Source organism: Aneurinibacillus sp. REN35, assembly GCF_041379945.2.
Classification (GTDB): Bacteria; Bacillota; Bacilli; order Aneurinibacillales; family Aneurinibacillaceae; genus Aneurinibacillus.
In genome coordinates, this window is the sequence record NZ_JBFTXJ020000011.1 from 32,764 (window position 1) to 58,795 (window position 26,032).

Genomic DNA, 26,032 nt, shown 5'->3' on the forward strand with positions numbered 1-26,032 from the left:
AAAGTAGGAGGTGTCCAGCCAATGTCAACTGTAGTAGTTGTAGGAACCCAATGGGGGGACGAAGGGAAAGGAAAAATCACGGACTTCCTCGCGGAGAAAGCGGAAGTTGTCGCTCGTTATCAAGGTGGAGACAATGCGGGTCATACCATCGTTTTTGGCGGGACCAAATATAAATTGCACTTAATTCCTTCCGGGATTTTTTACAAAGAAAAAATCTGCGTAATCGGAAACGGTATGGTCGTTAATCCGAAAGCATTGATTACGGAACTGGATTATTTACATAGCCATGGCGTAAGCACGGACAATCTGCGAATCAGCGATCGTGCGCATGTAATCATGCCGTATCATATGAAGCTTGACGCCGCTGAAGAAGCGCAAAAAGGCGATAATAAGATCGGTACCACGCTTAAAGGAATCGGGCCTGCGTACATGGACAAGTCTGCACGTATTGGAATCCGTATGGCCGATTTAATGGATAAAGACGTATTCGAGATGAAACTGCGCCGCAATCTTGAAGAGAAGAATCGTCTATTTGAAAAGTATTATGAAACAGAAGGCTTTACAGTAGACGAAATTATGGATGAGTACGTAGCATACGCTGAACGCATCCGTTCGTACGTAGTGGATACATCGGTTACGCTTAACGATGCCATCGATGCTGGCAAGCGTGTACTGTTCGAAGGTGCACAAGGTGTAATGCTTGATATTGACCAAGGAACGTATCCGTTCGTAACTTCTTCCAATCCGGTTGCAGGCGGGGTCTGCATTGGTTCTGGTGTAGGTCCGACAAAAATCCATCATGTTGTTGGTGTAGCAAAAGCGTACACCAGCCGTGTCGGTGACGGTCCGTTCCCGACGGAACTGCATGATGAAGTCGGCAACCGTATCCGTGAAGTGGGCCGTGAGTATGGTACGACAACAGGCCGTCCGCGTCGCGTAGGTTGGTTTGACAGCGTAGTGGTTCGCCATGCGCGCCGCGTTAGCGGAATTACAGCCCTGTCTCTTAACTCCTTAGACGTATTAAGCGGCTTGAAAACAGTAAAAATCTGTGCCGCATATCGTTATAAAGGAGAAGTGATTGAACATTATCCGGCTAATCTTAATACATTAGCTGAGTGTGAACCGGTATATGAAGAGCTTCCGGGTTGGGATGAAGACATTACAAGTGTCCGCTCCCTTGATGAACTGCCTGAGAACGCGCGTCATTACATTGAGCGTATTACACAATTAACGGGAATTCCGCTCTCTACATTCTCTGTAGGTCCGGGTCGTGAACAGACAAATGTTGTCCGCAGTGTATATGCGCTGTAAGATAGGATAAAAAAAGCAGATCCTCGGTTGTTATTAGACCGGGGATCTGCTTTTTATTTGCTGAACTAGATATGATTCCCTCTTTTTCCTGTCATTTAATGTCGAAGTCTGTCATTTTTCCTTGCCATAGTATTCTGCCAATGGTACCATGAAAAAGTGTTTGGAAGATAAGCTGTGAGGGAATAGTCCCGGTCATTTGTCTTACGTATAAAATTATCTTTGTAACTAAAAATAAACATAGACAAAGGGATACTTTTACAGGATTCCCTTTTTTATTTTGTATGCAAGAGTTATGGCATAACGTTAATTGCAAGGAGAAAAGGGAGGTAGCAATGTTTATCGAAAGGATGTCGTCATGGACAAAAGATAAATGGTCCTATGGCGTAAATCTCATACAGGATAAGAAAAATCGTGGCAAAGTAGCATTTGGTATTCTCACAGGTTCATTGTTAGTAAGCGGGACGGCTGCAGGCGGATATGTATATGAGTCGAATGTAGGTACGCTCTATCATATCTCCGTTGATGGCAAAGACCTGGGTGCTGTAGAGAATCCGCAAAAGGTGCGCAAGTGGATGAATGATCAATTGGCGTCAGCGAAGAAGCAATACCCTGATTTGACGCTCGATTTTAATAAAAAGATCTCAGTGATTGAAGAGCGGCATTATAATGCTCAAGGCAGTGAGGCGGATAAGGTTGTGAAAAAATTAGCCGCTGCTGTCGAGGTAGAAGCTAAAGTCGCCCAGTTGACGGTGAATGGTCAACCCATCGCCTATGCTAAGGATCAGAAAACAATAAATGAAGCGCTGTATCATTTGAAAGCCCTCTATAATGAAAAGAAACCGACGCAAAACCTTACAGCTGGTGTAGGAAACGCATCCGACATGCAGGCATCACAGGTACAGCAGGATCATTCGGCTGTATCATTTAAGGAAAAGGTTCAGGTGGAAAATACATCAATCGCACCTGGGGTGGTGCTTGATGAAGCGAAGCTCATAAGCGTGCTGCAAAAGGGTGTGCCTGAGCTTAGGAAGCATACGATTGCTGCAGGGGAGAACCTGTGGAATATCGGACCGAAATACGGTCTTACCCAAAAAGATTTATTGGCGATGAATCCCGGTGTGACAGATGATACGCTGCTGCAAATCGGAGATACGATAAATGTGCAGGCAAAGGAACCGAAACTTACAGTTGTCTCCAAGCAGGAGATAGCAGAAACGGTAGCCGTACCGTATCCGATTCAAGCCAAGGCTGACCCGGCCAAATACCGGGGCGATGATACGATCATTGCAGAAGGAAAAAACGGCAGCAAGCAGGTCGTCTACGAGCTGATTAAGGAAAATGGGAAGCTTGTACAAAAGCAAGCAGTACAGCAAAAAGTGCTGCAGCAGCCGATCCCAAAAGTTATGATTCGCGGTACAAAGGTAAAGCCTTCACGTGGCGATGGTAAATTCCATATGCCTTCTGCGGGAACATTCAGCTCACCATTCGGCGAGCGCTGGGGTCGCCTGCATGCAGGTATTGATATTGCGACTCCGATTGGTACTCCGGTACATACGTCCGATCATGGCCGTGTCGTCTTCGTTGGAATAAAGAGCGGATACGGTAAATGTGTCATTGTCGATCATGGCAACGGATATCGTACATTGTATGGACATCTAAATGGCTTTGTAGCCAAAGAAGGTGACACTGTAGTAAAGGGCGAAGAAATTGCTAAATCGGGCAATACGGGACGCTCTACGGGTCCACACCTGCATTTTGAAATTCATAAGGGTGGGGAGCCGGTCAATCCCTTGTCATATTTACGATAGAGAAAAAGAATAGGATACGTTAACCGGTGCAGGCCCGCTTGTGCCGGTTTTTTATGTGTAGGAAATAGAGAAGGATTTTCATAGGGAAAGTGGAAGAAGTGTAAGAGAGGTGAAACCATGAGACATAAAGTAATGGTAGTGGATGATGAGCGTCCGATAGCGGATATTCTACAATTTACATTAGAAAAAGAAGGCTACTACGTCGTATGTGCCTACGATGGAGATGAAGCGGTAGCGCTCGCAGAAAAAGAAAAGCCGGATCTGATCCTGCTTGATATTATGCTTCCTGGAAAAGACGGTATAGAAGTGTGCCGAATTATCCGCCGCACATCCAATGTGCCGATTATTATGCTAACAGCTAAGGACAGTGAATTGGATAAAGTACTCGGACTTGAACTGGGTGCAGACGATTATGTCACAAAGCCATTCAGCAGCCGTGAGCTGCTCGCCCGTATTAAAGCGAACCTGCGGCGCCATACGCAAGACGCAGCAGAAGAGACCAAAAATCAAAGCGTAGCCTCAAAGATTACAGTCGGACAGCTTGTTATTGATATGAAATCCTATACGGTGGAAAAAGCGGGGCAGTTGATCGACATTACGCACAGGGAATTTGCTCTGCTTCATTACATGGCCAAAAACCGGGGCCAGGTCGTAACACGCGATCATCTGTTGCAGGCTGTGTGGGGCTTTGACTATTTCGGTGATGCTCGTACGGTCGATGTGACGATTCGCCGTCTGCGTGAGAAAATTGAGGATGATCCAAGCTCGCCCCAATACATTATTACCCGGCGCGGCTTAGGCTATATGATGCGTAACAATCTGGAGGAGTAGGCGATGAAGCGCCTTCGTTTTTTTCAGACGGTGCAATGGAAGGTTGTCATCCTCTACCTGCTGCTTATCCTGATTGCGATGCAGGTAATCGGAGCGTACTTCATTCGTGCCACAGAAACCTACTACCTGAATAATTTTAGCGAAACGCTCAACACACAGGCCAATCTGCTAGGAGCCAATGTTGAAAAATACTTGGAAGAAGAGAACATTCCGCGCGAGGATATTGATGTATTGATTCACAATTTGTTTGCGCTGCGCAATGCTGACGTACAACTGCTTGATCAAAACGGTATGGTAGTAACCACTACAGAAGAAAACAAAGCGTTCGTTGGGCAGAAGAATACACGCGCTGAAATCAATATGGCGCTGCTCGGTACACGCAATGAATCCATTCAATACAATCCTGAGACCCATGAGCGAGTAAAGGTGCTGGCCCTGCCGATTAAGAAGGGAGCCAAAATCCTGGGCGTGCTGTATATGGTGGCATCGATGGAAGAAGTGTACCATACGATCCGGCAGATTAATGGGATTTTTGCTACAGGTACGGTACTGGCCCTGCTTCTGACAGCAGCGCTTGGTATCGTACTGGCGCGAACGATCACAACCCCTGTTAAGGAAATTACCCGGCAGGCGACCGCGATGGCCGACGGAGACTTCAATGGACAGGTTCGCATCTATTCAGAGGATGAGATCGGACAGCTTGGGGAGACATTCAACCAGCTAACCCGCAAGCTCAAACAGGCACTCTCGCAGGCGGAAGCGGAGAAGGAGAAATTCTCTTCCATTCTGACCAATATGACGGAGGGAGTTATCGCAGCCGACGGCAACCGTGATATCATCCTCGTCAACAAACCAGCTCAGCGCATTCTAGGTGTCAGCTACAAAACGGTACTGGGTAAGAACCTTCACGATGTGCTCTCTATTCCGATGGAAGAAGAGAAAGACTCATTCTTTACGGAAAACGGCTCTTTAGTAATGGATATGAATGTCGAGGGAGAAGAGCGGCTTATTCGTTTCTCCTTCACCGTACTTAAAAGTAGAGAAGAAGAAAAGAACGCGGGCATTATTGCGGTGCTTCAAGACGTTACCGAGCAGGCCGCGCTAGAGCGTGAACGTAAAGAGTTCGTCGCTAACGTATCACATGAGCTTAGAACCCCATTAACAACGCTCAAAAGCTACCTGGAGGCATTGGAGGAGGGTGTCGTCGATGACCCGGACATGTCCCGGCGCTTTCTGCGTGTGCTATTGAATGAGACGGATCGTATGACGCGGTTGGTGACCGATCTGCTTCAGCTTTCCCGGTACGATGCCGGGCAGTACATCTTGGATCTGCAATCGATTGATGTATATGATCTTCTTCGTGATGTAGAAGAGAGATTCAAGCTTAGAAGCCAGCAGGAGAACATCGCACTTCGGCTTGATCTGCCGGACAGCGGGCTTCCTATCATCGCAGCGGATCGGGATAGCATCATTCAAGTGCTTGATAACTTAATTTCAAATTCAATGAAATACTCCAACGAGCATACGACGATTACCATTTGCGCGCGTACAGAGGAGCGCTTTGTACGAATTGACGTAATTGATGAGGGAATGGGAATTCGCAAGCGTGACCTTGAGCGGATTTTTGAGCGTTTTTACCGAGTAGACAAAGCTCGCAGCCGAAGCATGGGAGGGACGGGGCTCGGTCTCTCCATTGCCCGACAGATTGTACATGCGCACGGTGGGGCAATTGAACTTGATAGTGAATGGCAGAAGGGTACGCGCGTTAGATTTACCCTGCCTATATATGGAGAGAATGAAGATGAATGTTGAGAGAGTTAAAACCATCGTCTTGGTTCTGCTGATTGTAGTAAGCCTTGTACTGTCTATGTTTCTCTGGAGCAGTACACCCAAGCTTGACAGCCTTACCCCTTCTGATTATGTGGCTCCACAGCCCATTGGACACAAGTATGAAGCGACCGATGTGATCCGTCCATCTGCGGTGCTGTTTCATACCGGAGACGGCCATCATAAGAAGGCGGATCTAGAATCTGCGATCTATAAAGAAGTCGTGAGCGAGATGAATAAGTGGTCATTTTATGATCTAGCAGCTGTCCAGATGACGCGGGAAGAATGGGAAGCCTTCATCAATAAGAAAAAGACGATGGAGATTGTATATCGTCATGAAATTCCGGCTGATATCGCAAGCCAATTATTTACGCTGCGCGGGCGTATAGATGGAGAGCTGCGCTCGGTGAGCCGTATTCTCTTATATGAGAGCGGCGATAAAAGCGCTGTCTACGCGCTTCTCATCTCCAGCAGAGATCAGCGTATTATTCGGGCGCGTACCTCCATGACACCTGAGATGATTACGAAGCTTTCCACGCCAGAGAAAATAGGCGGGCTTCCCGAGCAAATATTGTATCGGGCGTTTGTCGATGGGATTGAGAGCCAGATTCGTCCGGCTCGGTATGATTTCTACGACCCGCTCTATCTGCCGAAAGAGCAGGGAAAAATGTCGCGCTACCGCTATTTCTATCAGCCTTTAACGATTCAGCAGGTACTAGATGCCATGTTTGTCGATGTCAGCCTGACCCGCCAGGTCACAGAACGGGATGGTACGATGATCTATACGAACGGCAGCCAATCTGTCTCTATCCCTGTCGATCGGAATTATCTGCTGTATCGGCATCCCCGCCATGAGGAAGAAAATATGGAAGAGGAGCAGGCCAATTATGCAGCGTTAAACTCGGCATTGACGTTTGTCAATCAGCATGGAGGATGGACCGGTAGATACTATCTTGAAGACATTGAAGAGAGCAGTGCATCGAATCGAGGAGAGTCCATCTCGTATCGTTTTCGCCAATATGTAGGGGCATACCCTCTATTTAACGGGGATGGGCCGGAGATGAATATCGTATCTGCCCGCGTCTTTGACGGCAGCGTATCAGAGCTGTATTATCCGATGCGCCAGCTTGATCTATACTTTGAGAAGATACCGTTAACAGTCGTATCTGGAGTTGAATTGATCAAGCTAGTAGAGAAGAAAGGCATCCGCAAAGAAGAGATTGATTCCATTGAACTTGGATTGTATACGCGATCGGTTTATGACTTTATCGAGATGAAACCATGCTGGCTGATTCACTTACAGGATAACAGGGAGCCGTTATATATTGAGGCCGGTACAGACAGCTTCGGTAGATGAGCAGGGGGAAGGAAGCATGGATTGGAGCAGAGCGAAGACCATTCTGATCATTACGTTTTTCCTGCTTAACTGTTTTCTCGGTTATCAGGTGGTGATGAGCCAGAACCGGGATATTGAGACGGCGCCGCAGGGTGAGCTCATTCCGTCAAGTCTAGAGGAATTGTTGAAGACGCGCAGTATTAAGATGGACGCCGACATGTCGAATGAAACGCCGCAGATGAACTATGTGAATGTACGATTTACCAGTTTTGCCGATCATCTGCACACATTAACCGGACAGGTGGTAGGACAGCAGGGAGTCGGTGTGGCGGTGAAATTTAATGAACCCATTGCCCTCCCTGCTTTCGTAAATAAGGGAGAGAGGTTGAAAAGCCTGTCATCCTATATTATTTACAGCGGAGATTATGCATTCGATGAGAAGCGAAGCACAGATAACGTGCAGCGCTATGTGCAGCAATACGGCAAATATCCGATATTCAGCGCCCCGCTTGAGATGGTAGTTAATGATGGGCAGGTATTAGGCTATCGCCAAATCCATGTTCATATCGTTAATCAAGGAACAGGCCGCAAAATTATCCCGTCTTTTACAGCGGTGCGGACGTTGATTGATAACGGATATATCCGGTACGGAGAGACCATCGTAGATATCTCGGTCGGATATTATGGTCACATGTATGATGCGGATATTCAGGTGCTCGCTCCTGTCTGGCGGGTGGCACACAGCGAAGGCGTTCATTATGTGAATGGCATTACCGGGGCGGTGGAACAAGCACCGCCTATTGAAAAAAATAAAATTATCTCCAATAATAATACTAGCAAATAGATAGACAGCAGAAGGTAACTTCAGGGAAGTACGGCAAGGAGAGAGAAAACATTTATGAAATTCAGTGTGCTTGCCAGCGGAAGCACTGGCAATTCTTTTTTTATCGAGTCAAAGAACAGCAAAGTGTTAGTGGATGCTGGGTTAAGTGGTAAGCAAGTAGAGAAGCTATTAGGAGAAGCCGGTGCCTGTGCGCAGGACTTAGACGCAATTCTCATTACGCATGAGCATTCCGACCATATTAAAGGAGTAGGAGTCTTAGCCCGGCGGTATCAACTGCCTGTCTATGCAAATTCGAAGACATGGGAACAGCTTGACCGCCAGCTTGGTACCATTGCGGAGGATCAGCGGCTGATTATGGAAGTGGGGGATACGGTAGAATTCGGCGATATGAAAGTGGAATCGTACGGCATCTCGCATGATGCAGCGGAGCCGATGGCTTTCTGCTTCTATGAAGATGACGCCAAAGTAAGCCTGACAACTGATCTTGGCTATGTAAGCCAGCGCATTAAGGATACCATCAGAGACTCCGATGCGTACATTTTTGAGTCGAATCATGATGTAGAGATGCTCAGAATGGGCAGCTATCCATGGAATACGAAGCGCCGCATTCTAAGCGATGTGGGTCATCTATCCAATGAGACCGCAGGTGAAGCGCTAGGAGATATTCTTGCAGGCAAAGGTGAAAAAGTCTATCTTGCTCACCTTAGCAAAGAGAATAATATGACTGAATTGGCCAGGCTCACTGTCAAAAACATTCTTCAGGAATATGGCCTTGAAGATGGAAGCGATGTAGAGCTCATGGACACATCACCGATTCGCCCGACGACCGTTCAAGAAATTATACGTAAATGAAGCAGCACAATCAGCAATACACGTTCGAGGAATTGTATACGGGATGAGAAAGGAGCAGCGCAATGGGCTACTATGATGATGAGTTTTACGATAATAGTAAGAAAAGCGGCAGACGAAGCGGCGCTTCCACGTTTTTCATTGCACTGGTTTCTGCTATTATCGGCGGGATCATCGTATTGATGATGGTCCCTACCTTATCCAAATCAGGATACCTACCAGGATGGAACCAACCTACTACTGAGCAGCCGACGCAGACACCTACGCCGAGTGGCAAGCAAGCGAACTATTCGGTTGAAGTCAGCAGCGGCGTAGTGGATGCTGTGCAGAAAGTAGAGAATGCGGTCGTTGGTGTCATCAACATACAGCGTTCGCGTGATTTCTTTGGCCAGACGGAAGAAGGCGAAGCGGGTACAGGATCAGGAATTGTGTTCCGTAAAGCCGGAGGTAAGGCATATATCGTAACGAATAACCATGTCATCCAAGGTGCCGAACGCGTTCAGGTCTCGCTTACAAGGGGTGAGAAAAACCTGGATGCAAGAGTAGTGGGAGCCGATCCGCTGACAGACCTTGCGGTGCTTGAAATTGATGGCTCTAAGGTACAACAGGTTGCCGAATTCGGTGATTCATCGAAAGTAAGGGCAGGAGAGCCGGCCATCGCAATCGGCAACCCGCTCGGCCTTGCCTTCTCCCGCACCGTTACCCAGGGGATTATTAGTTCCGTTGAGCGGACGATGCCTGTTGATGTAAACGGAGATAATGAAACCGATCTGGAGTTGAATGTCATTCAGACAGACGCAGCCATTAATCCGGGGAACAGCGGCGGCGCGTTGGTGAATATTGCCGGTCAGGTAATCGGTATCAATAGCCTTAAGATTTCAAAAACAGGTGTGGAAGGACTGGGCTTCGCAATTCCGATTGATGACGCCAGCAAAATTATTGATGATCTAATCAAATACAAGTCCGTCCAACGTCCGATGATCGGTATTACACCGATTGATCTCTCCTCGTTGCCAACAGAAGCATACAAAGATCCGCTGCAGCTGCCAGAAAGCGTTGAGAGCGGAGTCGTAGTCAAAGAGGTACAGGCGATGAGCCCGGCTGATAAAGCCGGATTGAAGCGCTATGACGTCATCGTGCAGCTTGATGATCAGAAGATCCAGAGCCAGGCACAGCTGCGCAAATATTTATTCCAGAAGAGCATTGGGGATAAAGTAAAGGTAACATTCTATCGCGCAGGCAAGCAGCAGAGTGTAGACGTCACGCTTGTTAAGCAGGAAATGCAGTAACAGGAAGCAGAAGCCGGGGCATGTTCCCGGCTTTTTGTATGGAAAGGCAAAAATAAGGTATGATAGGAAAGCGAAATACATGGATACGGAGGGAATCATTTTATGATGGATACTGCAAAAAAAGAATATCTAGCAAATGGAGGCGACCGCTTCATCGCGTGTGCAGCGGATCAGCTTGAAGTTGCCCTTGATGATTTTGTAGATGAGTATGAGGAAGCACCGGACGTATACAAAATTGACGAAGTAAAGCAGGAGTTGGTTGATTGGAAGGCTCCGCATACATGCCGCTACAGTGAACAGTCACCTGTGTACATCTTAGTATAAAGGAAAAGTATGCACAGATTTGAAGAGAAACAAAGAGATGTCATTTTTGTGAATAACTTGTGTATAGATGTGTGTAAATCTTGTTATGCACATGTTAGCAAACATTTGTGCTGTGTTAAAACCCTTGATACCACTAGGTAAATCCAATGTTTTCCTCTACAATAAATTCACAAGTAAGTTATCCACAGAATGTTAATAACTCTGAATAAACGGGGGATAACTTTTCAAAAAGTGTGAAAAAGGCAAGGAGTAAAAGATATGCACATAACCATTGTGGCGGTCGGCAAGCTGAAAGAAAAGTATTTGAAGCAGGGGATTGATGAGTATCGTAAGCGGCTATCAGCCTATGCGAAAATCGAGCTGATCGAGGTAGCGGATGAGAAAGCATCGGAGAATTTAAGCAAGGCTGACATGCTGAAGGTGAAGGAAAAAGAAGGGGAAAGAATTCTCGCTGCGCTGAAGCAGGACCAGCATGTGGTCGCCCTTGCGATCGAAGGCGAGCTGTGGTCGTCTGAGCAGCTCGCAAAGAAGCTGGATACGTGGGCAACGTATGGGAAGAGCTCGGTTGCCTTCATTATAGGGGGCTCGCTTGGTCTCTCGGATGCGGTGCTGAGCCGGGCCAATGAGTATTTGTCATTCTCGAAGATGACGTTTCCTCACCAGTTGATGCGCTTGATACTGTTAGAGCAGGTGTATCGTGGGTTTCGGATTAATCGAGGGGAACCGTACCATAAGTGAACGGCTAAAAACTCTTCGAAAAAGGAGCCATACTCCAGTCACAAGAGGGCAGAGCAAATCTATTGAAATAGCAACCACCGGTACTTTCCTCCGAAATAAGTAGAGATACGGCGATAGTCAGACTAATGATCACCATTTACATACATACAGAATGTATGTTAAAATCGATACTATCATAACCGAGGGGGAAATATTATGAAAGTATCCAGTTTTTATCCGGTCATTTTAACAGATCAAGTTATTACTACGACAGCATTTTACGAGGATCATTTTGGATGTGAGAAGGTATTTGAGGCGGACTGGTATGTCAGCCTCAAAATGCCAGGCAATGACATGCCGTACGAATTGGCTATTCTTGACGCCTCTCATCCGACTATTCCCGACGCATACCGGATAAAAGTAAGAGGGCTGATTCTTAATTTCGAAGTGGACGATGTTGATGCTGAATACGAACGTCTCATTCGAGGAGCAAAGCTGCCATTGGAACTGGATATTCGGAGCGAGGATTTTGGACAGCGGCATTTCATTACTTCGGATCCTAATGGGGTATTGATTGATATCATTACTGTCATCCCGCCCTCAAACGATTTTAGTACCCAGTATTCCGAAGAGGTTTGGAAATAGGGGGGAATACTTGCATGGGTGCACATGTACCTTTGAAGAATTATTTTGGAGGGGAGCTGGCTGTACGACTAGCCCATTTAATTAAGCCTTATTATCCGGGTTTCCCGGTCGACAGTTTTGTAAATAGAGTAGCGGAACAGACAGAACCGCTGGAGTTGAAAGCAAGGGTCCGGTTGATAGCTGAAGAGCTGCATTGCGCATTACCGCTGGATTATCCTGATCAATTGGAGATCTTATTACAAATCCTGGGCCCTGAGAATGAAAGTGAGCAGGGGATGTTCACCGAGGGTTACTTCCTGATGCCGATCGCCTATTTTGTGGAACAATATGGTCTTACTCATTTTCGTATTTCTATGGATGCGATGTACGAAATTACAAAACGCCATACATCGGAATATGCCATCCGTCCGTATCTCCTCCGTTATTCGGAGGAATGTCTTGAAGTATTATCTATGTGGGCTTCCGATCCTAATTTTCATGTGCGTCGCTTAGTCAGTGAAGGGACTCGTCCTCGTCTTCCATGGGCAAAGCGGATAGAAGTGTTAGATGGTGATCCCGTGCGAAATTTTGCTCTACTTGAGCCATTGCTGGATGATGATTCGGCTTATGTCAGAAGGTCAGTAGCAAATCATTTGAATGACTTGACGAAGGATTACAAGCAGATCACAATAAATTGGATGGCTAACAAGCTGAATACCGGGTGGAAGCATAGCCCGATTATGGTTCGGCATGCTTTGAGAACGTTAGCAAAGTCTGGAGACCCAGATGCATTGGCAATGTTACAGGCAATAAGAAAATGAGATGAAATGTAGTGCGAATGGAGAGAACGAACCGATTATGAGAAGAAACAAAGCAGAGACTGCAGAAACGATTCGTAAGCTGATCGATGTGGCTAGAAGTCATTTTACCGAATACGGTTATGCTGATGCGGCATTGGAATCGATCGTTCATGAGGCGAATCTGACACGGGGAGCGGTCTATCATCATTTTCGCAACAAGAAGGAATTGTTTCGAGTCGTACTAGAAGATGTCCAGCGAGAGGTTGCCGAAAGGGTGGAGCAGGAGGCATCGGCAAGTGAAGATGTATGGCAGCAACTCTACTTGGGTTGCCGCGCATTCATTATCGCTGCTGTTGAAGAGCGAAACAGGCGTATCATGTTAATCGACGGTCCTGCAATTCTTGGCTGGGAAGTATGGAGAGAGATGGACAAAAACCATTCCATGCGTTTATTGAGGGGGCAACTTGAAATTATGCAGGATCAAGGATACTTTCGGATGGTTCCTCTTGATGCAATGGCCCATTTTATTTCGGGTGGTTTGAATGAGACGGCGCTCTGGCTTGCCAACGAGTCCTCGCAGCCTAATGCTCTCGATGGGACGATGAAGGTACTTAGCGTATTCTTGGAAAGATTGAAACAATGACGATTCAATCGTCTGAAGAGTTGAGGTTAGGGGAGCGGATAGCGTGTATCACAGCCCCTAACACTGCTCTTCCGGAAAATGTAAAGGAGAGCACCTTAAACTGTGAACCGTATCATAATTAAACGATGTTTTATTTCTGCTCTTGCTCCCTTTAATATTCCCCTTTAATGACAAAAAACCAGCCTCGAATGGTTCCAGCCAGTTTAGACTTCTGCCTGGCAAACTTAAACTTCCCTTCTAACTCTTTTGGTACCTCCATTCCCTCAGAAAGCTTAAAACCAACAGTAGATACATTTTTAAAGTCAACGATATAGGACATTTCCATCCTTCCTTCTATCTCCTTATTTTCTGACAACTGGAATCTACATTTCTCCATATACGAATCCATTTCGTTGTCCTATTTCAACTGTTGCATTTGGCCCACCAACATAGGCAAAATTCTTTGCTTCCGGTAAGACTTGACCGAATGCAATGCCAGTAAGCTTATTGCTCAATTCTTCAGCCGTTTTCTCTTCGCCTTTCACAACTAAGTATTCTCCCTTAGGGAATTGGATTACTCTCGATTCCTCTGGTACCAATGCTTCTGTCATGACACCAGCATAGTGCATCATCTTGTTATTCACCGCTTCGTTCACGACAAAAATATAGTTATTTGCAGCGATGGCTTTTAACGTATCAAGCCTTCCATCTTGTTTGATTGCCTGCCAGAAGTCTGCCTTTTCCTTATTTATGCCAGCATAGTCTGTGTAATCGCTCGTAAGCTCAGTTCCAATACCTAAAACAGTAAGGCTGTCTTTTTCTTCAAGAATATAATTTGTCATATTCAAACCCTTCCTTTTTTAAAATTAATCAAATAATTTGTCTTTTCACTTGATGAGTTTATAATAGTCTTAAATCGTGTCAAAAAATGGTACTGTTTAGGAGTCCCGATGAAAAAAGTTGAACGGATTAATACGATGATGCGGTATATCAACAACCGCGCTCACTTTACCATTTCTGAGATCATGCGGGAATTTGGCATCTCTCGTTCGACAGCTATTAGAGATATCAGAGAAATTGAAGCCATGGGAATGCCGCTTGTCGCTGAAGTTGGGAGAGATGGGGGTTATTTTGTCATGAATAACTCTGTCTTGCCGACTATTCGCTTTACCAATAATGAGATTAAAGCTCTTTTTATTGCCTTTATGGCCACCAGAAATCAACAACTCCCTTATCTAAAGAGCCGTCATTCTTTAGCTGAAAAATTACTGGGTCTTATCTCAGAAAACCAGCAAGATGACCTTGTTCTTTTAAATCAAATCTTGCTTTTTGAAGGGACTAACCCCCATAATCCTGACCTGCTTGAGCTTTCGGACCTTCCCCACCCTATGTTAGAAAAACTTATCCAGATCCTTCTCCTGGATACCCATTTATTGATTACCATCAAAGAAGAGAAGGTAATAAAGTCTTATCTCATTTATCTTTTGCATCTTTATCTTGAAAGAGGATTTTGGTTGATAGAAGGTTTTGACTTAAAGGATGAAAAGAAGAGGATTTTCCCTGTCGACAATCTCACAGATGTTCAACTGTACGCTACGAAAAAAAAAGTAAGCAGAAAAAAGATTTTGGAAAAACTAGGTAAGCAGGAAGAAGCAATTAATCTTGTCCTTGAACTCGGTCCAAAGGCGATAGCCCAGTTCAAAAAATACCATCCTTTGAAAGTATCCATTTCGTATACGAATCCTTACCAAACCACAGCCATTCTAAAGGCTTTTATCAACGTTCATCATCTCGAAGAATTGACCGAAATGACGAATTGGATGCTTTTTTTGGGTGGGGATATTAAGGTAAGGGAAGTGCCAGATGAAGTCTTGGAAGGTTTACAAGAGAGAGTATCTCTATACCGCCCATAAGTAGTGCCGGTTTAAAGGAGGAGAAAACAAATGGTGGAGAAGATGCACGTAGACGAAATGGAAATTGATGAGGCACTTGTGCGTCGTCTGCTTGTTGCCCAGTTTCCCCACTGGGCAGAACTGCCTCTGGGACGGATCGAGCCTGCTGGCACGGTTCCATGGCGATCCAGCAGCGCTTGCTGCGCCTCCATGGGATGGCCCGCCGATTTGGCATCATGGCGATCTTGACGTGCGTAACTGGCTCGTACGAGATGGACGCATCACCGGTGTGATCGATTGGGCAACCATGGGCATTGGTGATCCTGCATGCGATGTCATGGTCGCATGGAAGTTACACTCGCTTGCGGCCCGTGATGCGTTCCGCGAATGCCTTCCTACAGACGACGCGACGTGGGCAAGAGCGCGCGGATGGGTCGTATCGCAGGCGGTGGCAATTCTGGCGTACTACACGCCGGCAAACAATCCAGTTCTGTATCAAGAAGCGAAATCCTGGCTGGACCTAGTCCTGTCAGAATGATGCCGAAAAATGGAGGCAAAACACGATGGTTGAACCAGTAAAGATTTTAGTAGTAGAGGATGATAATGATATAAATCAGCTGCTATGCAACATCATTAGAAAAAGCGGCTACTTTCCGCAGCCTGCTTTTTCTGGCACAGAAGCAATGCTTTATTTGGAGAAGAAAGAATGGGATATGATACTCCTTGACCTGATGCTTCCGGGAATGTCCGGAGATAAAATACTTTCAGAAATTACTGAAAAAAACAACATTCCCGTTATTATCATTTCAGCAAAATTGGATCAAGAAACAAAAATAGATATGTTAAGAACCGGTGCAGACGATTATATTACAAAGCCGTTTGATATCGAGGAAGTTTCTGCTCGGATTGACTCTCATTTGAGAAGATACCAACGAATAAATAAACTGCCAAACACGAAAAGGCTTATACATAAGGATATGGAAGTTGATACAGAAGCGAGGACTGTAATTGTACAGGGGAGGGAACTGAATTTTACAGCACGTGAATACGAGATTATAGTTCTTTTCATGTCATCACCAAAGAAGGTTTTCACGAAGAAGAATTTGTTTGAAAGCGTTTGGAAAGAGGCGTTTTACGGGGACGATAATATAATTAATGTACATATCAGCAATATACGAAGCAAGTTGGCAGCCGTTAATCCAGATGAACAATATATTGAGACCATTTGGGGTATGGGATATCGGCTTAAAACTTAAGGTTTTCTTTAGACTTTGCTTAAGGGTTGGCTAAGGTTTCCTTTCTATGCTAAAAGCATCATGTTGAGGAGGGAAATTAATGGGTGAGTATGTACTGAAAACAAGTAACGTAACAAAACGATTTAAAAATCAAGTTGCCCTAAATAAAGTGAACCTTTCCATTGAAAAGGGGTCCATTTATGGTTTTATTGGACAAAACGGTGCCGGAAAGTCCACTTTAATTCGAATTGTCGCAGGCCTTGCTACTCCCACCACGGGGTCGATTGAATTATTCGGGCACAGCAATGGTCCAGAACTAATTAAAACGAGGAAGCGGATTGGCACAATGATTGAAGGACCTGCCTTATATCCGCATATGACAGCTTTTGAAAATTTGGAAGCACACCGGCTTTTGAAAGGAATTCCAGGCAAAGAATGTGTAGAAAGAATGCTTGCAATGGTAGGTCTTCAGGATACAGGAAAAAAGAAGGCAAAAAATTTTTCATTAGGTATGAAACAAAGGCTCGGAATAGCCATCGCCTTGCTTGGAGATCCTGAATTTTTAATTCTTGATGAGCCTATCAATGGGCTGGATCCGATGGGAGTCATCGAAATAAGAGAACTATTGAAAAGACTAAGTCAGGAATATGGAATGACCATTTTAATTTCCAGCCATATATTGAGTGAGCTTTATTTGCTTGCGACCCATTATGGGATTATTCATGAAGGCCATTTATTGGAACAAGTAACGATCGAAGAACTACATGCAAAGTGTCAGCAATTTTTGCATATCAAAGTAAACCATCCGGAAAAGGCTGCTGCTATTATCGAATCAAGTCTTTCAACAAATGACTTTGAAGTCATGCCAGATGGTTGCATTAAACTATTCGACTATGTTGATACCCCTGGAAAGGTTTCTTCCATTCTTGTACATGAAGGTCTGGTCATTGAGCAACTTATGCCAATGGGACAGGATTTGGAAACTTATTTCATAAATCGTATTGGGGGTATTGAGCATGAGTAATCTTATTATGGCAGAATGGTATAAGCTGAAAAAGGATCGATCACTTTGGACATTGATCATTGTTCTGGTGGCTGTTAGCCTCTTATATCCTCTGTTGATTATGTTTGATGAAGGGGCAGAAACGATTAAAGTAAGTGATTTTTATCAAAGAACCATTCTAGATGGAAATAACTACGTGCTAAGGCTTGCTCCTTGTATACTGGCTGGCTTCTTTATTTCAGGCGAATATTCAACCGGAACCATGAAAAGTATTGTTTCTTCTGGGAATAGCAGGGTTTGTATTTATCTCGCAAAATTGATTGTCTATTCTATTGGGGCCATTACGCTTTCATTAATTTTTCCAATTGTTTTAACAGGAGCTGTCTCTGCTTCCCTTCATTTCAATGGGATGCCGGAGATCGGATATTTTGCTAAAACAATTGGATTAACGATCCTTTATGTGCCCGCTTTTGCCTCGATCATGGCCTTGCTTGCCACAATTTTTACGGATAGTGGAAAGGCAATCGGTTTTATGCTTATCTTTTTCCTTCTTATTGATAGTTTCTTATATTTATTGGCTCAAGTATCTCCGGTATTTGAAGTTATATTCAATTATTCTGTCTTTAAGTTATTTGTAGACGTTGCAAATGCAGACATTATTCATGGTGCTGAAATGATTAAGCTGTTCTTGGTACCGATTGTAACGTTTGTCGCTTTCGGGATTTTGGGCAGCGTTTTATTCCATAAAAAAGAAATAAAATAAACGAATGGGTGGGTGAGGAAAATGAAGTATGTACTAATATTTTTGGTTTGCATGGCATTACTTTTTCTCATCCGCCTTCTTTTCCTGAAAAAAGAAATACGAAGTGTTACTGAACAGTTACAGGAGAGACACCACAATAAAACAGATAAGAAAATAAGTCTTGCCTTTTATGACAAAGACTTTGAGGAACTTGCAAAGGAAATAAATCTTCAAATAGATGAAACAAAGCAGGCGATTGCACAAAAAAGACGGACAGAGAATGAATTAAAGCAGGCTATTTCAAATATTTCCCATGACATTCGAACGCCGATGACTTCTATTTTGGGTTATATACAATTTTTAGAGGATGATGAGTTAACCCCCGAAAGAAGAAAAGAGCATCTCCTAACTGTAAAAAATGGAGCATTACGATTAAAAGTATTACTGGAAGACTTTTTTGAGCTATCCATCATTGAGTCAACAGATTATTCATTAGAGATAGAATGGATTCAATTGAATGAGCTAGTTTTAGAGGTGTTGATAGGCTTTTACGAAGAATTCAATCAAAAGCAGATAGAGCCGACTATCAACATTCCAGAGGATAAAATATGGATGAAGGCTGATTCCTCAGCAGTAAAACGGGTAATGGAAAACTTGGTTACAAATGCTTTAAAGCATTCAACTGAAAATGTAACCATTACTTTGAAAGGTACTCCGTCATCTGCCCTGCTTATGATCAGCAATCCAGCTCCGCAATTAAAGGAAGAAGAACTCTTCCACTTGTTTGATCGCTTTTATAAAGCAGATCAAGCAAGAAAAGGAAAAGGAACAGGACTTGGATTATCCATTGCCAAAAGTTTAATGGAAAAAATGAATGGAAGTCTCTCTGCGGAATTGAAAGAGAACCAATTATATATGATATGTGAGTGGAAAATCAAAGCACATAATACCCGGGGATAAATATAGCCGTTACATAAAGGGAGTGACGTACAATTAAGGGCATGCAACTTCGGGAACAGATAAAAAAGATAGGATTAATATTGTCAATCATTCCAATTGTTTGGGGAACTTTGTTGTGTTTTGAGGAAAATAAAACCGAAGCACACATAAATAATAAACTGCATGAAATTGACCAATATGTTCAAGCAAAACTGGAAAAGAACAATATTCCTGGTGCATCTATTGCGATTACTCATAATGATACGGTTATTTTTATAAATGGCTATGGAAGAACTGCAAATCATCATCGGATTACAGCGGATACGCCATTTCCTATCGCTTCATTAAGCAAAGCTTTTACAGCATTATCTGTCATGCAGCTTGTAGAGGAGGGAAAGATCGAATTAGATAAGCCTTTTAATGAATATGTACCATCGTTTAAAATAAACGATCCAAGAGGTTCGAAAATTACTCCACGGCATTTATTGAATCATACTAGTGGTTTAACTGATAAGGTGTACCCCGATATGACTCTTGATCCCCAGCCTCAATCATTTCAAGAAGTAATCCAGCTATTAAAAAATGTATCCCTCGCAAGTGAACCTGGAAAGGAATATCAGTACAATAACACGAATTATCAACTGCTTGCACTTCTCGTAGAGGTTGTTAGTAAAAAGAAATTTTCGGAGTATATGGAGCAACACATCTTTGCCTCATTAGGGATGAAACAAACCTTTAATGTCGCAAATACGAAAGAACTTAATAAAAGTAACAAAGTAGTTGGTGGGCATTATTTTTTATTTGGCAAACCAGTGGCCAAAGATGAACCGGATTGGTTTGTAGACGGGCCTGCAGGAATGGTTTCAAGTGCAAAGGATATGGCTAAGTGGTTACTTATACAATCAAACGATGGTATGCATAATAATAACCAGCTCCTTAGCAGCAACGGGATTCAAGCCATGCACATGCCGACAAGCTCTAAGATATCTTATGGAATGGGCTGGAATATCTTCGAGGATGATGAGGGTGAAAAACAGACCCAGCATAGCGGAATTTTATGGACATATAAATCAGAAGCATTGATATTGCCAACTGAAGGCTATGGAATTGTGATGCTATTCAATAGTGGATTGAATTCGTTTGTTGATTATTATTCCTTTATCGATGGCATAGCAAAAATTTTAACAAACCAATCACCGGATGAGACTTTTTATAACAATCAACTTTTTGAGATAGTAGCAGGGGCGTTAATTATCGTAGCCATTGTTTTGGGGATTCGCCAACTACTGCGTTTACATCGTGGGGTGGAGAAAGTTAAAACCCGACCAAAATGGCGGTCTGCACTTTATCTGGTGTTACGATTGATTCCTGTATGCTTATTGATTTTCTTGCCGAAACTGCTGACGTTTATTGGGGGTGGGAGAGTAATTAGCTGGGAAGGAATTATCCTGATGATGCCGAGCATTTTTATCTTGCTTGTAATTGTGTCATTATTCAATCTTATGATTGTTATTTTTCGAGTAATGTATAGATAATGGGATACCCATATAAGTGAACCATGACAGTATAGACTAGAAGAAACCATACGTAGGGAGGGTAAAATGAATAAGAACAATTTTTTAGAGGTGATTGAACAGTCAGATATCGCAAGCCATAAAGAATATCTAGGTCAAGTTTTGAGACCAGCAATTGATATATTAAAGAATAAAGATGCCAAACCACGATTGGGCTGCAGCCGTTTTGGTGGAGCCCCCGATTTACCGATTGGTAGCGAATGGCCTACCTATGAGGGGAAGCCTTATCGCTTCCTTGGTCAAATTAATTTTGCAGAAATTCCATCAACTGAAGCAAATTTGCCATCGAAAGGAATCCTAAGTCTTTTTGTAGCAGGTACTAATCCTGATGGTGACTGTTATCTGGAGACGTATGAGGACGGATATATTCATGCTATATACATCCCTGAATCTACGAAGCTAGAGACTATATTCCCGCTGCGTTCTGATATTGGCAAGCCTACTGTGATTGAGTTTTCCCCGACGATTGATATCCCTTATGACGAATACCAGGTGAATGATTGGCCTTTCGAGGAAGATCAGAATGACATATACACTGAAATACGTGATTCTTTACATAAAAGTTCAGATTATCTTCTAGGCTACCCTTCATATTGCTCACTAGCATATGATCCAACACCTGGAGCAGAATGGATTCCACTGCTAACAATTGATTCAGATGATGATCTTGAGTGGTGCTGGCATGACGGCGACAAATTGATGATATTTATCGAAACAGAACGACTGAGGAATTTAGATTTTAGTAGGCTAAAGTCTGATGCAGGCTAAAGGAAATTAATCTTATGTTTTTTAAGAGTGAGGTCTTACTCTCACTCTTTTTATGTATGTACATAACATTATGGAAGGTGATAATTAAAATGAAAGCAAATCAAATTATCCAGATTATGGATGATCGTCAACTCGCTCACTTCATAATTATATTAATATTAAAAATAATATACGTCAAACAACCGATTCGTCTAAATATAGAGCAATCGAGAAGAAACCTTACCTTATTTTTCGTGCTACTATGAGCTTATGAATCGGTAGTGTTCTGTTAACGCGCATGAAGAGAAGGAGGGGAAATATGAATAAAAAAGTTCAGAAAATCTCAGCGAATTTGTGGTTTGATACGCAAGCCGAAGATGCAGCCACGTTCTATACGTCTATCTTTAAAAATTCGAAGATCGGAAGAATAACTCGTCGTGGTAAAGAAGGGTATGAAATTCATGGTATAGCAGAGGGAACGGTAATGACCGTGGAATTTCAATTGGAAGAACAAAAATTCGTAGCGTTAAATGGTGGTCCGCAATTCAAATTCACAGAGGCAATATCTTTTATCGTTAATTGTGATGATCAAGAAGAATTGGACTATTATTGGGAAAGGCTTTCCGAAGGCGGGGATGAAACGGCTCAAGTGTGCGGTTGGCTGAAGGATAAGTACGGCGTGTCGTGGCAAATTATTCCCGCCATACTAACTGAGATGATAAGCGATCCTGACGTAGAAAAATCAGAAAGGGTTATGAAGGCCCTTCTCCAAACAAGTAAAATCGACATAGAAACATTAAAACAGGCGTATGAAGGCTAGGGGTGCTATAGGGATATTTATGCTGCCCAACAACAGATGTGGCTTGGACCCTATTAGAAATAGTGATGAGAAAGAAGAACATGAATTGTAAAATTAAACGTATGGTTTTTAAGGGGCTGTCCAGAAAGTCGATATAACTGACTTTACTGGCAGGCCGCCGTTTCACCCGAAGTACAGCCGGTGCATCGAGAAGCTGATACAGGAACATCTTCCCGCCTTCCTTAATCTAAATGGGTTAAAAAAAGAAGATGGCCAAAAACTTTTCGTTTTCGCCATCTTCTTTACTGTTTTAGGGACCTTTTAGACAGCCCCTTCTACCAGGGGGGACAGGAATGCTTGCCAAATCTCTTATTACTCGTTTTTATATTCCAACATTCTGAGTAGCATTACGACTGCTTCTGCTCGCGTTGTCGTATCGTTCGGGGAGAACTTGTTGTCGCCGCGGCCGCTGACAATACCTAGCTTACGCATTGCTTCGACCGCACCTTTCGCCCAATTTGGAATATCTTCGTCATCGGTAAAGCCGCTTCGTGCATTCGCGTCAAGGGATATCTCTTGCGCTCTTGCGATCATTGACGCCGTCTCCGCGCGAGTGATCGGTGCATCCGGACGCAAACTACCATCCTCGTACCCGCTTACGATACCCGCCTCTACGGCGAGAGCGACCGCTTGTTTGGCCCATGATCCGATCTTAGCCTGATCCTTGAAGGTAAGTGACGTGCCTGATCCCTCCAATTTCAGCGCACCCACCAACATGACCATAAATTCAGCACGGCTAATCGGGTTATCCGGTTTGAACGTTCCATCCGGATATCCGCTCACATGCTTTTGCGCTGCTGCGCGAATAATGGAGCGCTCGCCCCAATGACCGATAATGTCAGTGAACGTTGGCTCCGGCTGTTTAGGTGTTGCTTTGCTACCATCCTTTTTTATATCAACGGCCAGAACAGCAAATTTGGTAAAGTGGTCCACCTGTGCAGTGATCCATTCGTCGTTAATCTGTCCTCCTATCTCTACCCACCTTTTCTTTTCTTCATCATAATAGTAGAGAGCGATTTTCTGATTTTTGCCTACTTTAGCTGGATCGAATTTGATCGATAGTGTGACCGGCTTCTTAAAGTTATTGTTAAAGTTTTTCAAGACTTCAAAGGGTTGACTGACGAGCTGTTCTTGATCGGTTAAGGGGACAGACGTAGCAATCAGCTTTTCGATCGTGATACGCAGTTCTTGTTCAGCAGCCCCATTGGGAGCTTTAATGACGACCTCCCCGCCTAGATGTACTTCCCCGGAACTTCCAACCGGAATCGTAATGGTTCCATTAGTTGATGTAATGACACCAAGATTGTTGCCTGAACCACTACGACCATCACCGCCCAAACCACCTGAACCGCCCGAACCACCGTTGTTGCCTATGTTATTAATCGCAATTGTTTCCACCGCTTTGTTTCCGGCATTGTCCCGCGCATACACCGTGTATGTTCCATTCTTCTTGACCTCAAAGCTGCTGGTAAAGCTGGTTCCACCGCCGGTTGAAAAGTAGGATAGAGGCTGCGCTCCGCTCGCCCACTTCGTCAATTCGAGTCCACTATGCGAGTCATCAATTTTCGCTGTGATTGTAGCGTTCTGATTTGCTGAAGAGGATGTTAAGTGGATAGTGGGCGGCGATTGATCCACATTGAAACTATCCGAATGATAGAGTGATTCATATTCATTCTCATCCTTAAAACGAACATGTAAAACCAAGCTTCCGGTCTCTGAAGATGTAGAAATCGTATCTCCGCTGGAAAATTCTTGCCAGCCGCTGGAATTCGGCTGCTCTTCTGTTTTTGTCCATTGGTAAGCTTGTGTACCAGCAATATATGACACAACCTCTACATCAGTAGAATGAGTTGGCGCCCAGTTTGAATGACCCTTTGGTTGGAAAGATACAGACACGATTTCTTTATATCCGAAATTATGTGAGGAGGCGTAATTGCGGATATTCTCGTAACCGACCATGATCAATGTAGGGTTGCCCATAAACGCTTGTTGATCTATGCTGGTTACAAGAGCCGGAATGGTCACGTTCGTTACATTCTTGCTTTTAAATGCGTTTTCCCCAATGGCAGTTACGATTAAATCAGCATCGCTTACCTTTGAAGGAATGACAATATTCCCTCCGCTTCCCTTATAGGAAACAATGGTCGCCGTCCCATCTTTATTATCTGCGTATTCAAAATCTCCATCGTAACTGACCACAATGGTTTCCACCGCTTCGTTCCCGACATTGTCCCGCGCATATACGGTATATGTTCCGTTATCCGTAACGTTAAAGCTTTTGGTAAAGCTAGTTCCGCCGCCGGCTGAGAAGTAGGATAGAGGCTGTGTTCCGCTTGCCCACTTCGTTAATTGGAGTCCGCTATGCGGATCATCAATGGTAGCTGTTATGGCCACATTCTGATTGGATGGGGAGGATGCTCCCGTGCTTAACTGGATAACGGGCGGCGATTGATCCACATTGAACCTGTTCGAATAATAGAATGATTCATATCCATTCCTATCTTTAAAGCGAACATGCAAAACCAAGCTCCCGGCCTCTGAAGGTGTAGAAATCGTATCTCCGCTTGAAAATTCTTGCCAGCCGCTGGAATTCGGTCTAGCTTCTGCTTTTGTCCATTGGTATGCCTGTATGCCAGTGATATAGGATGACACAACATCCACATCAGTTGAGTGAGATTGCGCCCAGCTTGAATCGCCATTTGGCTGGAAAGATACGGACACGATTTCCTTATAGCCAAATCCTTGTGAGGAAGCGTAATTTTTGATATTCTGGTAACCGACCATGATCGGGGATGAGTTATTGTTAAAAGAATTTGTAGAAATTCTCGTCGATGGTCCTTCGATAATGGCTTCCGTTAGCCTGTTATTCAAAAAAGCAACTTCATCTATGCTGTTTACACGGGCCGGAATGGTCACACTCGTTAATTCGTTATGCGCAAAAGCCAGATAACCTAAGCTGGTTACACTGTCTGGAATGGTCACACTCGCTAATCTGTTATTAGTAAAGGTACCTTCACCTATTTTGGTTACACGATTCGGAATAGTCACGCTTGTTAATTGATTACGAGCAAAAGCATAAGGGCCTAAGCTAGTTAAATCGGCCGGAAGCGTCACGCTCGTTAATCGGTTATCCTCAAAAGCACCATAACCTATCGTGGTTACACTGTCCGGAAGTGTCAGGCTTCCTAACTGGTTTTTTTGAAAAGTACGTTCGCCCATGCTGATTAAATTGCCCAGAATGGTGACGTTCGTTAATTGGTTTTCGCTAAACGCATATCCACCTATGTGGGTTACACTGTCTGGAATGGTCACGCTCGTTAATTGATTAATCGAAAAAGCATGATCATGTATGGTGATTACGCTGTCCGGAATGGTCACGCTCGTTACATTCCTTCGAGAAAAAGCGCGAGTCCCTATTTCAGTCACTGTCAAATCGCTAGAAGGGCCCACCTTTGAAGGAATGACAACATCCCCTCCGCTTCCATTATAAAAAGTAATCTTTGCCGTTCCATTACTGTTCTCCGTGTACGTAAAATCCCCATGTGTTGCCGCCTTCGCTTCGCGCATGCCCGTTCCCGACCAAATACCAAGCAAAAGCACCATTAGTACTGCAGACCATGCTGCTATTTTGCACCCTTTACTGCCACCTTTTTTCACTCTGAATCTCACTCCTCCAATTTCATTACTAGTAGAATTGGCCCTCAGAAGCAGGACAGCTCCGGAAGAACGCAAAGTCGCTAACTATGTCACAAATAGCAAGAACGTAAAATCTATATCAATTTTCTGCTTCATTATATCAATTCATTCGTATGCATAAAGAAAGTTAAAGAAAACTTTAACATCATAGAAGATGGACACG

At 44.0% G+C, this 26,032-nt stretch carries 25 protein-coding genes and 1 pseudogene; 23 read left to right on the top strand and 3 right to left on the bottom strand.

All coding sequences use genetic code 11. The features are described from left to right. Positions 1 to 21 precede the first annotated feature (21 nt). The 13 genes from AB3351_RS17770 to AB3351_RS17830 all read left to right on the top strand — a co-directional run bounded on the left by AB3351_RS17770 (position 22) and on the right by AB3351_RS17830 (position 13,203). Positions 22 to 1,311, top strand: a complete 1,290-nt coding sequence (locus AB3351_RS17770) for an adenylosuccinate synthase (protein WP_371148492.1) — start codon at positions 22 to 24, stop codon at positions 1,309 to 1,311. A 332-nt stretch (positions 1,312 to 1,643) separates the two neighbouring features. Further along, the gene (locus AB3351_RS17775; RefSeq protein ID WP_371148493.1) at positions 1,644 to 3,119 is read left to right on the top strand and encodes a peptidoglycan DD-metalloendopeptidase family protein; all 1,476 of its coding nucleotides are present in this window, start codon (positions 1,644 to 1,646) and stop codon (positions 3,117 to 3,119) included. Positions 3,120 to 3,236: 117 nt separating this feature from the next. Continuing rightward, a complete protein-coding gene (gene yycF / locus AB3351_RS17780; protein WP_371148494.1) occupies positions 3,237 to 3,950 on the top strand; it encodes a response regulator YycF in 714 nt (237 codons plus the stop codon). Positions 3,951 to 3,953: 3 nt separating this feature from the next. Next, positions 3,954 to 5,762: an ATP-binding protein gene (locus tag AB3351_RS17785; RefSeq protein WP_371148495.1), complete on the top strand. Its 1,809-nt coding sequence runs from the start codon at positions 3,954 to 3,956 to the stop codon at positions 5,760 to 5,762. Beyond that, on the top strand, positions 5,752 to 7,134 hold the full coding sequence (locus AB3351_RS17790; RefSeq protein ID WP_371148496.1) for a YycH family regulatory protein: 1,383 nt from the start codon (positions 5,752 to 5,754) through the stop codon (positions 7,132 to 7,134). The genes AB3351_RS17785 and AB3351_RS17790 overlap by 11 nt, the downstream gene beginning before the upstream one ends. Before the next feature lie 16 nt (positions 7,135 to 7,150). Next, positions 7,151 to 7,957, top strand: coding sequence for a two-component system regulatory protein YycI (locus tag AB3351_RS17795; RefSeq protein WP_371148497.1), 807 nt, complete (start codon positions 7,151 to 7,153; stop codon positions 7,955 to 7,957). Positions 7,958 to 8,011: 54 nt separating this feature from the next. Then, positions 8,012 to 8,809, top strand: coding sequence for an MBL fold metallo-hydrolase (locus AB3351_RS17800; RefSeq protein ID WP_371148498.1), 798 nt, complete (start codon positions 8,012 to 8,014; stop codon positions 8,807 to 8,809). 62 nt (positions 8,810 to 8,871) lie between these two features. Continuing rightward, positions 8,872 to 10,095, top strand: a complete 1,224-nt coding sequence (locus AB3351_RS17805; protein ID WP_371148499.1) for a S1C family serine protease — start codon at positions 8,872 to 8,874, stop codon at positions 10,093 to 10,095. Positions 10,096 to 10,197: 102 nt separating this feature from the next. Next, the gene (locus tag AB3351_RS17810; RefSeq protein ID WP_371148500.1) at positions 10,198 to 10,419 is read left to right on the top strand and encodes a CxxH/CxxC protein; all 222 of its coding nucleotides are present in this window, start codon (positions 10,198 to 10,200) and stop codon (positions 10,417 to 10,419) included. 258 nt (positions 10,420 to 10,677) lie between these two features. Next, positions 10,678 to 11,157 carry a 23S rRNA (pseudouridine(1915)-N(3))-methyltransferase RlmH gene (gene rlmH / locus AB3351_RS17815; RefSeq protein ID WP_371148501.1) on the top strand — a complete coding sequence of 160 codons (480 nt, stop codon included), beginning with the start codon at positions 10,678 to 10,680 and terminating at the stop codon, positions 11,155 to 11,157. Positions 11,158 to 11,352: 195 nt separating this feature from the next. Continuing rightward, on the top strand, positions 11,353 to 11,781 hold the full coding sequence (locus AB3351_RS17820; RefSeq protein ID WP_371148502.1) for a VOC family protein: 429 nt from the start codon (positions 11,353 to 11,355) through the stop codon (positions 11,779 to 11,781). Between the two features lie 14 nt (positions 11,782 to 11,795). Further along, on the top strand, positions 11,796 to 12,581 hold the full coding sequence (locus tag AB3351_RS17825; protein WP_371148503.1) for a DNA alkylation repair protein: 786 nt from the start codon (positions 11,796 to 11,798) through the stop codon (positions 12,579 to 12,581). Between the two features lie 37 nt (positions 12,582 to 12,618). Next, the gene (locus AB3351_RS17830) at positions 12,619 to 13,203 is read left to right on the top strand and encodes a TetR/AcrR family transcriptional regulator (RefSeq protein ID WP_371148504.1); all 585 of its coding nucleotides are present in this window, start codon (positions 12,619 to 12,621) and stop codon (positions 13,201 to 13,203) included. Between the two features lie 151 nt (positions 13,204 to 13,354). On the opposite strand, the pseudogene AB3351_RS17835 reads toward AB3351_RS17830, so the two are convergent. Both AB3351_RS17835 and AB3351_RS17840 read right to left on the bottom strand, forming a co-directional pair. Then, positions 13,355 to 13,489, bottom strand: a pseudogene (locus tag AB3351_RS17835) (phage tail protein); the annotation flags it as partial. Positions 13,490 to 13,565: 76 nt separating this feature from the next. Further along, the gene (locus tag AB3351_RS17840) at positions 13,566 to 14,024 is read right to left on the bottom strand and encodes a GyrI-like domain-containing protein (RefSeq protein ID WP_371148505.1); all 459 of its coding nucleotides are present in this window, start codon (positions 14,022 to 14,024) and stop codon (positions 13,566 to 13,568) included. A 108-nt stretch (positions 14,025 to 14,132) separates the two neighbouring features. Here AB3351_RS17840 and AB3351_RS17845 point away from each other — a divergent pair, with 108 nt between their 5' ends. The 10 genes from AB3351_RS17845 to AB3351_RS17890 all read left to right on the top strand — a co-directional run bounded on the left by AB3351_RS17845 (position 14,133) and on the right by AB3351_RS17890 (position 22,134). Continuing rightward, complete coding sequence (locus AB3351_RS17845; RefSeq protein WP_371148506.1) at positions 14,133 to 15,095, top strand: helix-turn-helix transcriptional regulator; 963 nt, start codon at positions 14,133 to 14,135, stop codon at positions 15,093 to 15,095. A gap of 33 nt (positions 15,096 to 15,128) precedes the next feature. Continuing rightward, on the top strand, positions 15,129 to 15,323 hold the full coding sequence (locus AB3351_RS17850) for a hypothetical protein (RefSeq protein ID WP_371148507.1): 195 nt from the start codon (positions 15,129 to 15,131) through the stop codon (positions 15,321 to 15,323). A gap of 1 nt (position 15,324) precedes the next feature. Further along, a complete protein-coding gene (locus AB3351_RS17855) occupies positions 15,325 to 15,612 on the top strand; it encodes a phosphotransferase (protein ID WP_371148508.1) in 288 nt (95 codons plus the stop codon). Positions 15,613 to 15,637: 25 nt separating this feature from the next. Then, complete coding sequence (locus tag AB3351_RS17860; protein WP_371148509.1) at positions 15,638 to 16,330, top strand: response regulator transcription factor; 693 nt, start codon at positions 15,638 to 15,640, stop codon at positions 16,328 to 16,330. A gap of 79 nt (positions 16,331 to 16,409) precedes the next feature. Next, entirely contained in the window at positions 16,410 to 17,333 is a 924-nt protein-coding gene (locus AB3351_RS17865; protein ID WP_371148510.1) for an ABC transporter ATP-binding protein, read from the top strand. Further along, positions 17,326 to 18,075, top strand: a complete 750-nt coding sequence (locus AB3351_RS17870) for an ABC transporter permease (RefSeq protein WP_371148511.1) — start codon at positions 17,326 to 17,328, stop codon at positions 18,073 to 18,075. The genes AB3351_RS17865 and AB3351_RS17870 overlap by 8 nt, the downstream gene beginning before the upstream one ends. 21 nt (positions 18,076 to 18,096) lie before the next feature. Next, on the top strand, positions 18,097 to 19,014 hold the full coding sequence (locus tag AB3351_RS17875) for a sensor histidine kinase (protein ID WP_371148512.1): 918 nt from the start codon (positions 18,097 to 18,099) through the stop codon (positions 19,012 to 19,014). 80 nt (positions 19,015 to 19,094) lie between these two features. Beyond that, on the top strand, positions 19,095 to 20,528 hold the full coding sequence (locus AB3351_RS17880; RefSeq protein WP_371148513.1) for a serine hydrolase domain-containing protein: 1,434 nt from the start codon (positions 19,095 to 19,097) through the stop codon (positions 20,526 to 20,528). A 66-nt stretch (positions 20,529 to 20,594) separates the two neighbouring features. Continuing rightward, on the top strand, positions 20,595 to 21,335 hold the full coding sequence (locus AB3351_RS17885) for a YwqG family protein (protein ID WP_371148514.1): 741 nt from the start codon (positions 20,595 to 20,597) through the stop codon (positions 21,333 to 21,335). Between the two features lie 298 nt (positions 21,336 to 21,633). After that, positions 21,634 to 22,134: a VOC family protein gene (locus AB3351_RS17890; RefSeq protein WP_371148515.1), complete on the top strand. Its 501-nt coding sequence runs from the start codon at positions 21,634 to 21,636 to the stop codon at positions 22,132 to 22,134. Positions 22,135 to 22,485: 351 nt separating this feature from the next. Here the strand turns inward: AB3351_RS17890 and AB3351_RS17895 are convergent, their stop codons facing one another. Continuing rightward, positions 22,486 to 25,830, bottom strand: coding sequence for a leucine-rich repeat protein (locus tag AB3351_RS17895; RefSeq protein WP_371148516.1), 3,345 nt, complete (start codon positions 25,828 to 25,830; stop codon positions 22,486 to 22,488). Positions 25,831 to 26,032 lie beyond the last annotated feature (202 nt).

What these genes read in the sequence shown, in the direction of transcription:
- AB3351_RS17770 (WP_371148492.1), top strand. Translation starts at nt 22, where the DNA reads ATGTCAACTGTAGTAGTTGTAGGAACCCAATGGGGGGACGAAGGGAAA.
- AB3351_RS17775 (WP_371148493.1), top strand. Translation starts at nt 1,644, where the DNA reads ATGTTTATCGAAAGGATGTCGTCATGGACAAAAGATAAATGGTCCTAT.
- yycF (WP_371148494.1), top strand. Translation starts at nt 3,237, where the DNA reads ATGAGACATAAAGTAATGGTAGTGGATGATGAGCGTCCGATAGCGGAT.
- AB3351_RS17785 (WP_371148495.1), top strand. Translation starts at nt 3,954, where the DNA reads ATGAAGCGCCTTCGTTTTTTTCAGACGGTGCAATGGAAGGTTGTCATC.
- AB3351_RS17790 (WP_371148496.1), top strand. Translation starts at nt 5,752, where the DNA reads ATGAATGTTGAGAGAGTTAAAACCATCGTCTTGGTTCTGCTGATTGTA.
- AB3351_RS17795 (WP_371148497.1), top strand. Translation starts at nt 7,151, where the DNA reads ATGGATTGGAGCAGAGCGAAGACCATTCTGATCATTACGTTTTTCCTG.
- AB3351_RS17800 (WP_371148498.1), top strand. Translation starts at nt 8,012, where the DNA reads ATGAAATTCAGTGTGCTTGCCAGCGGAAGCACTGGCAATTCTTTTTTT.
- AB3351_RS17805 (WP_371148499.1), top strand. Translation starts at nt 8,872, where the DNA reads ATGGGCTACTATGATGATGAGTTTTACGATAATAGTAAGAAAAGCGGC.
- AB3351_RS17810 (WP_371148500.1), top strand. Translation starts at nt 10,198, where the DNA reads ATGATGGATACTGCAAAAAAAGAATATCTAGCAAATGGAGGCGACCGC.
- rlmH (WP_371148501.1), top strand. Translation starts at nt 10,678, where the DNA reads ATGCACATAACCATTGTGGCGGTCGGCAAGCTGAAAGAAAAGTATTTG.
- AB3351_RS17820 (WP_371148502.1), top strand. Translation starts at nt 11,353, where the DNA reads ATGAAAGTATCCAGTTTTTATCCGGTCATTTTAACAGATCAAGTTATT.
- AB3351_RS17825 (WP_371148503.1), top strand. Translation starts at nt 11,796, where the DNA reads ATGGGTGCACATGTACCTTTGAAGAATTATTTTGGAGGGGAGCTGGCT.
- AB3351_RS17830 (WP_371148504.1), top strand. Translation starts at nt 12,619, where the DNA reads ATGAGAAGAAACAAAGCAGAGACTGCAGAAACGATTCGTAAGCTGATC.
- AB3351_RS17840 (WP_371148505.1), bottom strand. Translation starts at nt 14,024, where the DNA reads ATGACAAATTATATTCTTGAAGAAAAAGACAGCCTTACTGTTTTAGGT.
- AB3351_RS17845 (WP_371148506.1), top strand. Translation starts at nt 14,133, where the DNA reads ATGAAAAAAGTTGAACGGATTAATACGATGATGCGGTATATCAACAAC.
- AB3351_RS17860 (WP_371148509.1), top strand. Translation starts at nt 15,638, where the DNA reads ATGGTTGAACCAGTAAAGATTTTAGTAGTAGAGGATGATAATGATATA.
- AB3351_RS17865 (WP_371148510.1), top strand. Translation starts at nt 16,410, where the DNA reads ATGGGTGAGTATGTACTGAAAACAAGTAACGTAACAAAACGATTTAAA.
- AB3351_RS17870 (WP_371148511.1), top strand. Translation starts at nt 17,326, where the DNA reads ATGAGTAATCTTATTATGGCAGAATGGTATAAGCTGAAAAAGGATCGA.
- AB3351_RS17875 (WP_371148512.1), top strand. Translation starts at nt 18,097, where the DNA reads ATGAAGTATGTACTAATATTTTTGGTTTGCATGGCATTACTTTTTCTC.
- AB3351_RS17885 (WP_371148514.1), top strand. Translation starts at nt 20,595, where the DNA reads ATGAATAAGAACAATTTTTTAGAGGTGATTGAACAGTCAGATATCGCA.
- AB3351_RS17890 (WP_371148515.1), top strand. Translation starts at nt 21,634, where the DNA reads ATGAATAAAAAAGTTCAGAAAATCTCAGCGAATTTGTGGTTTGATACG.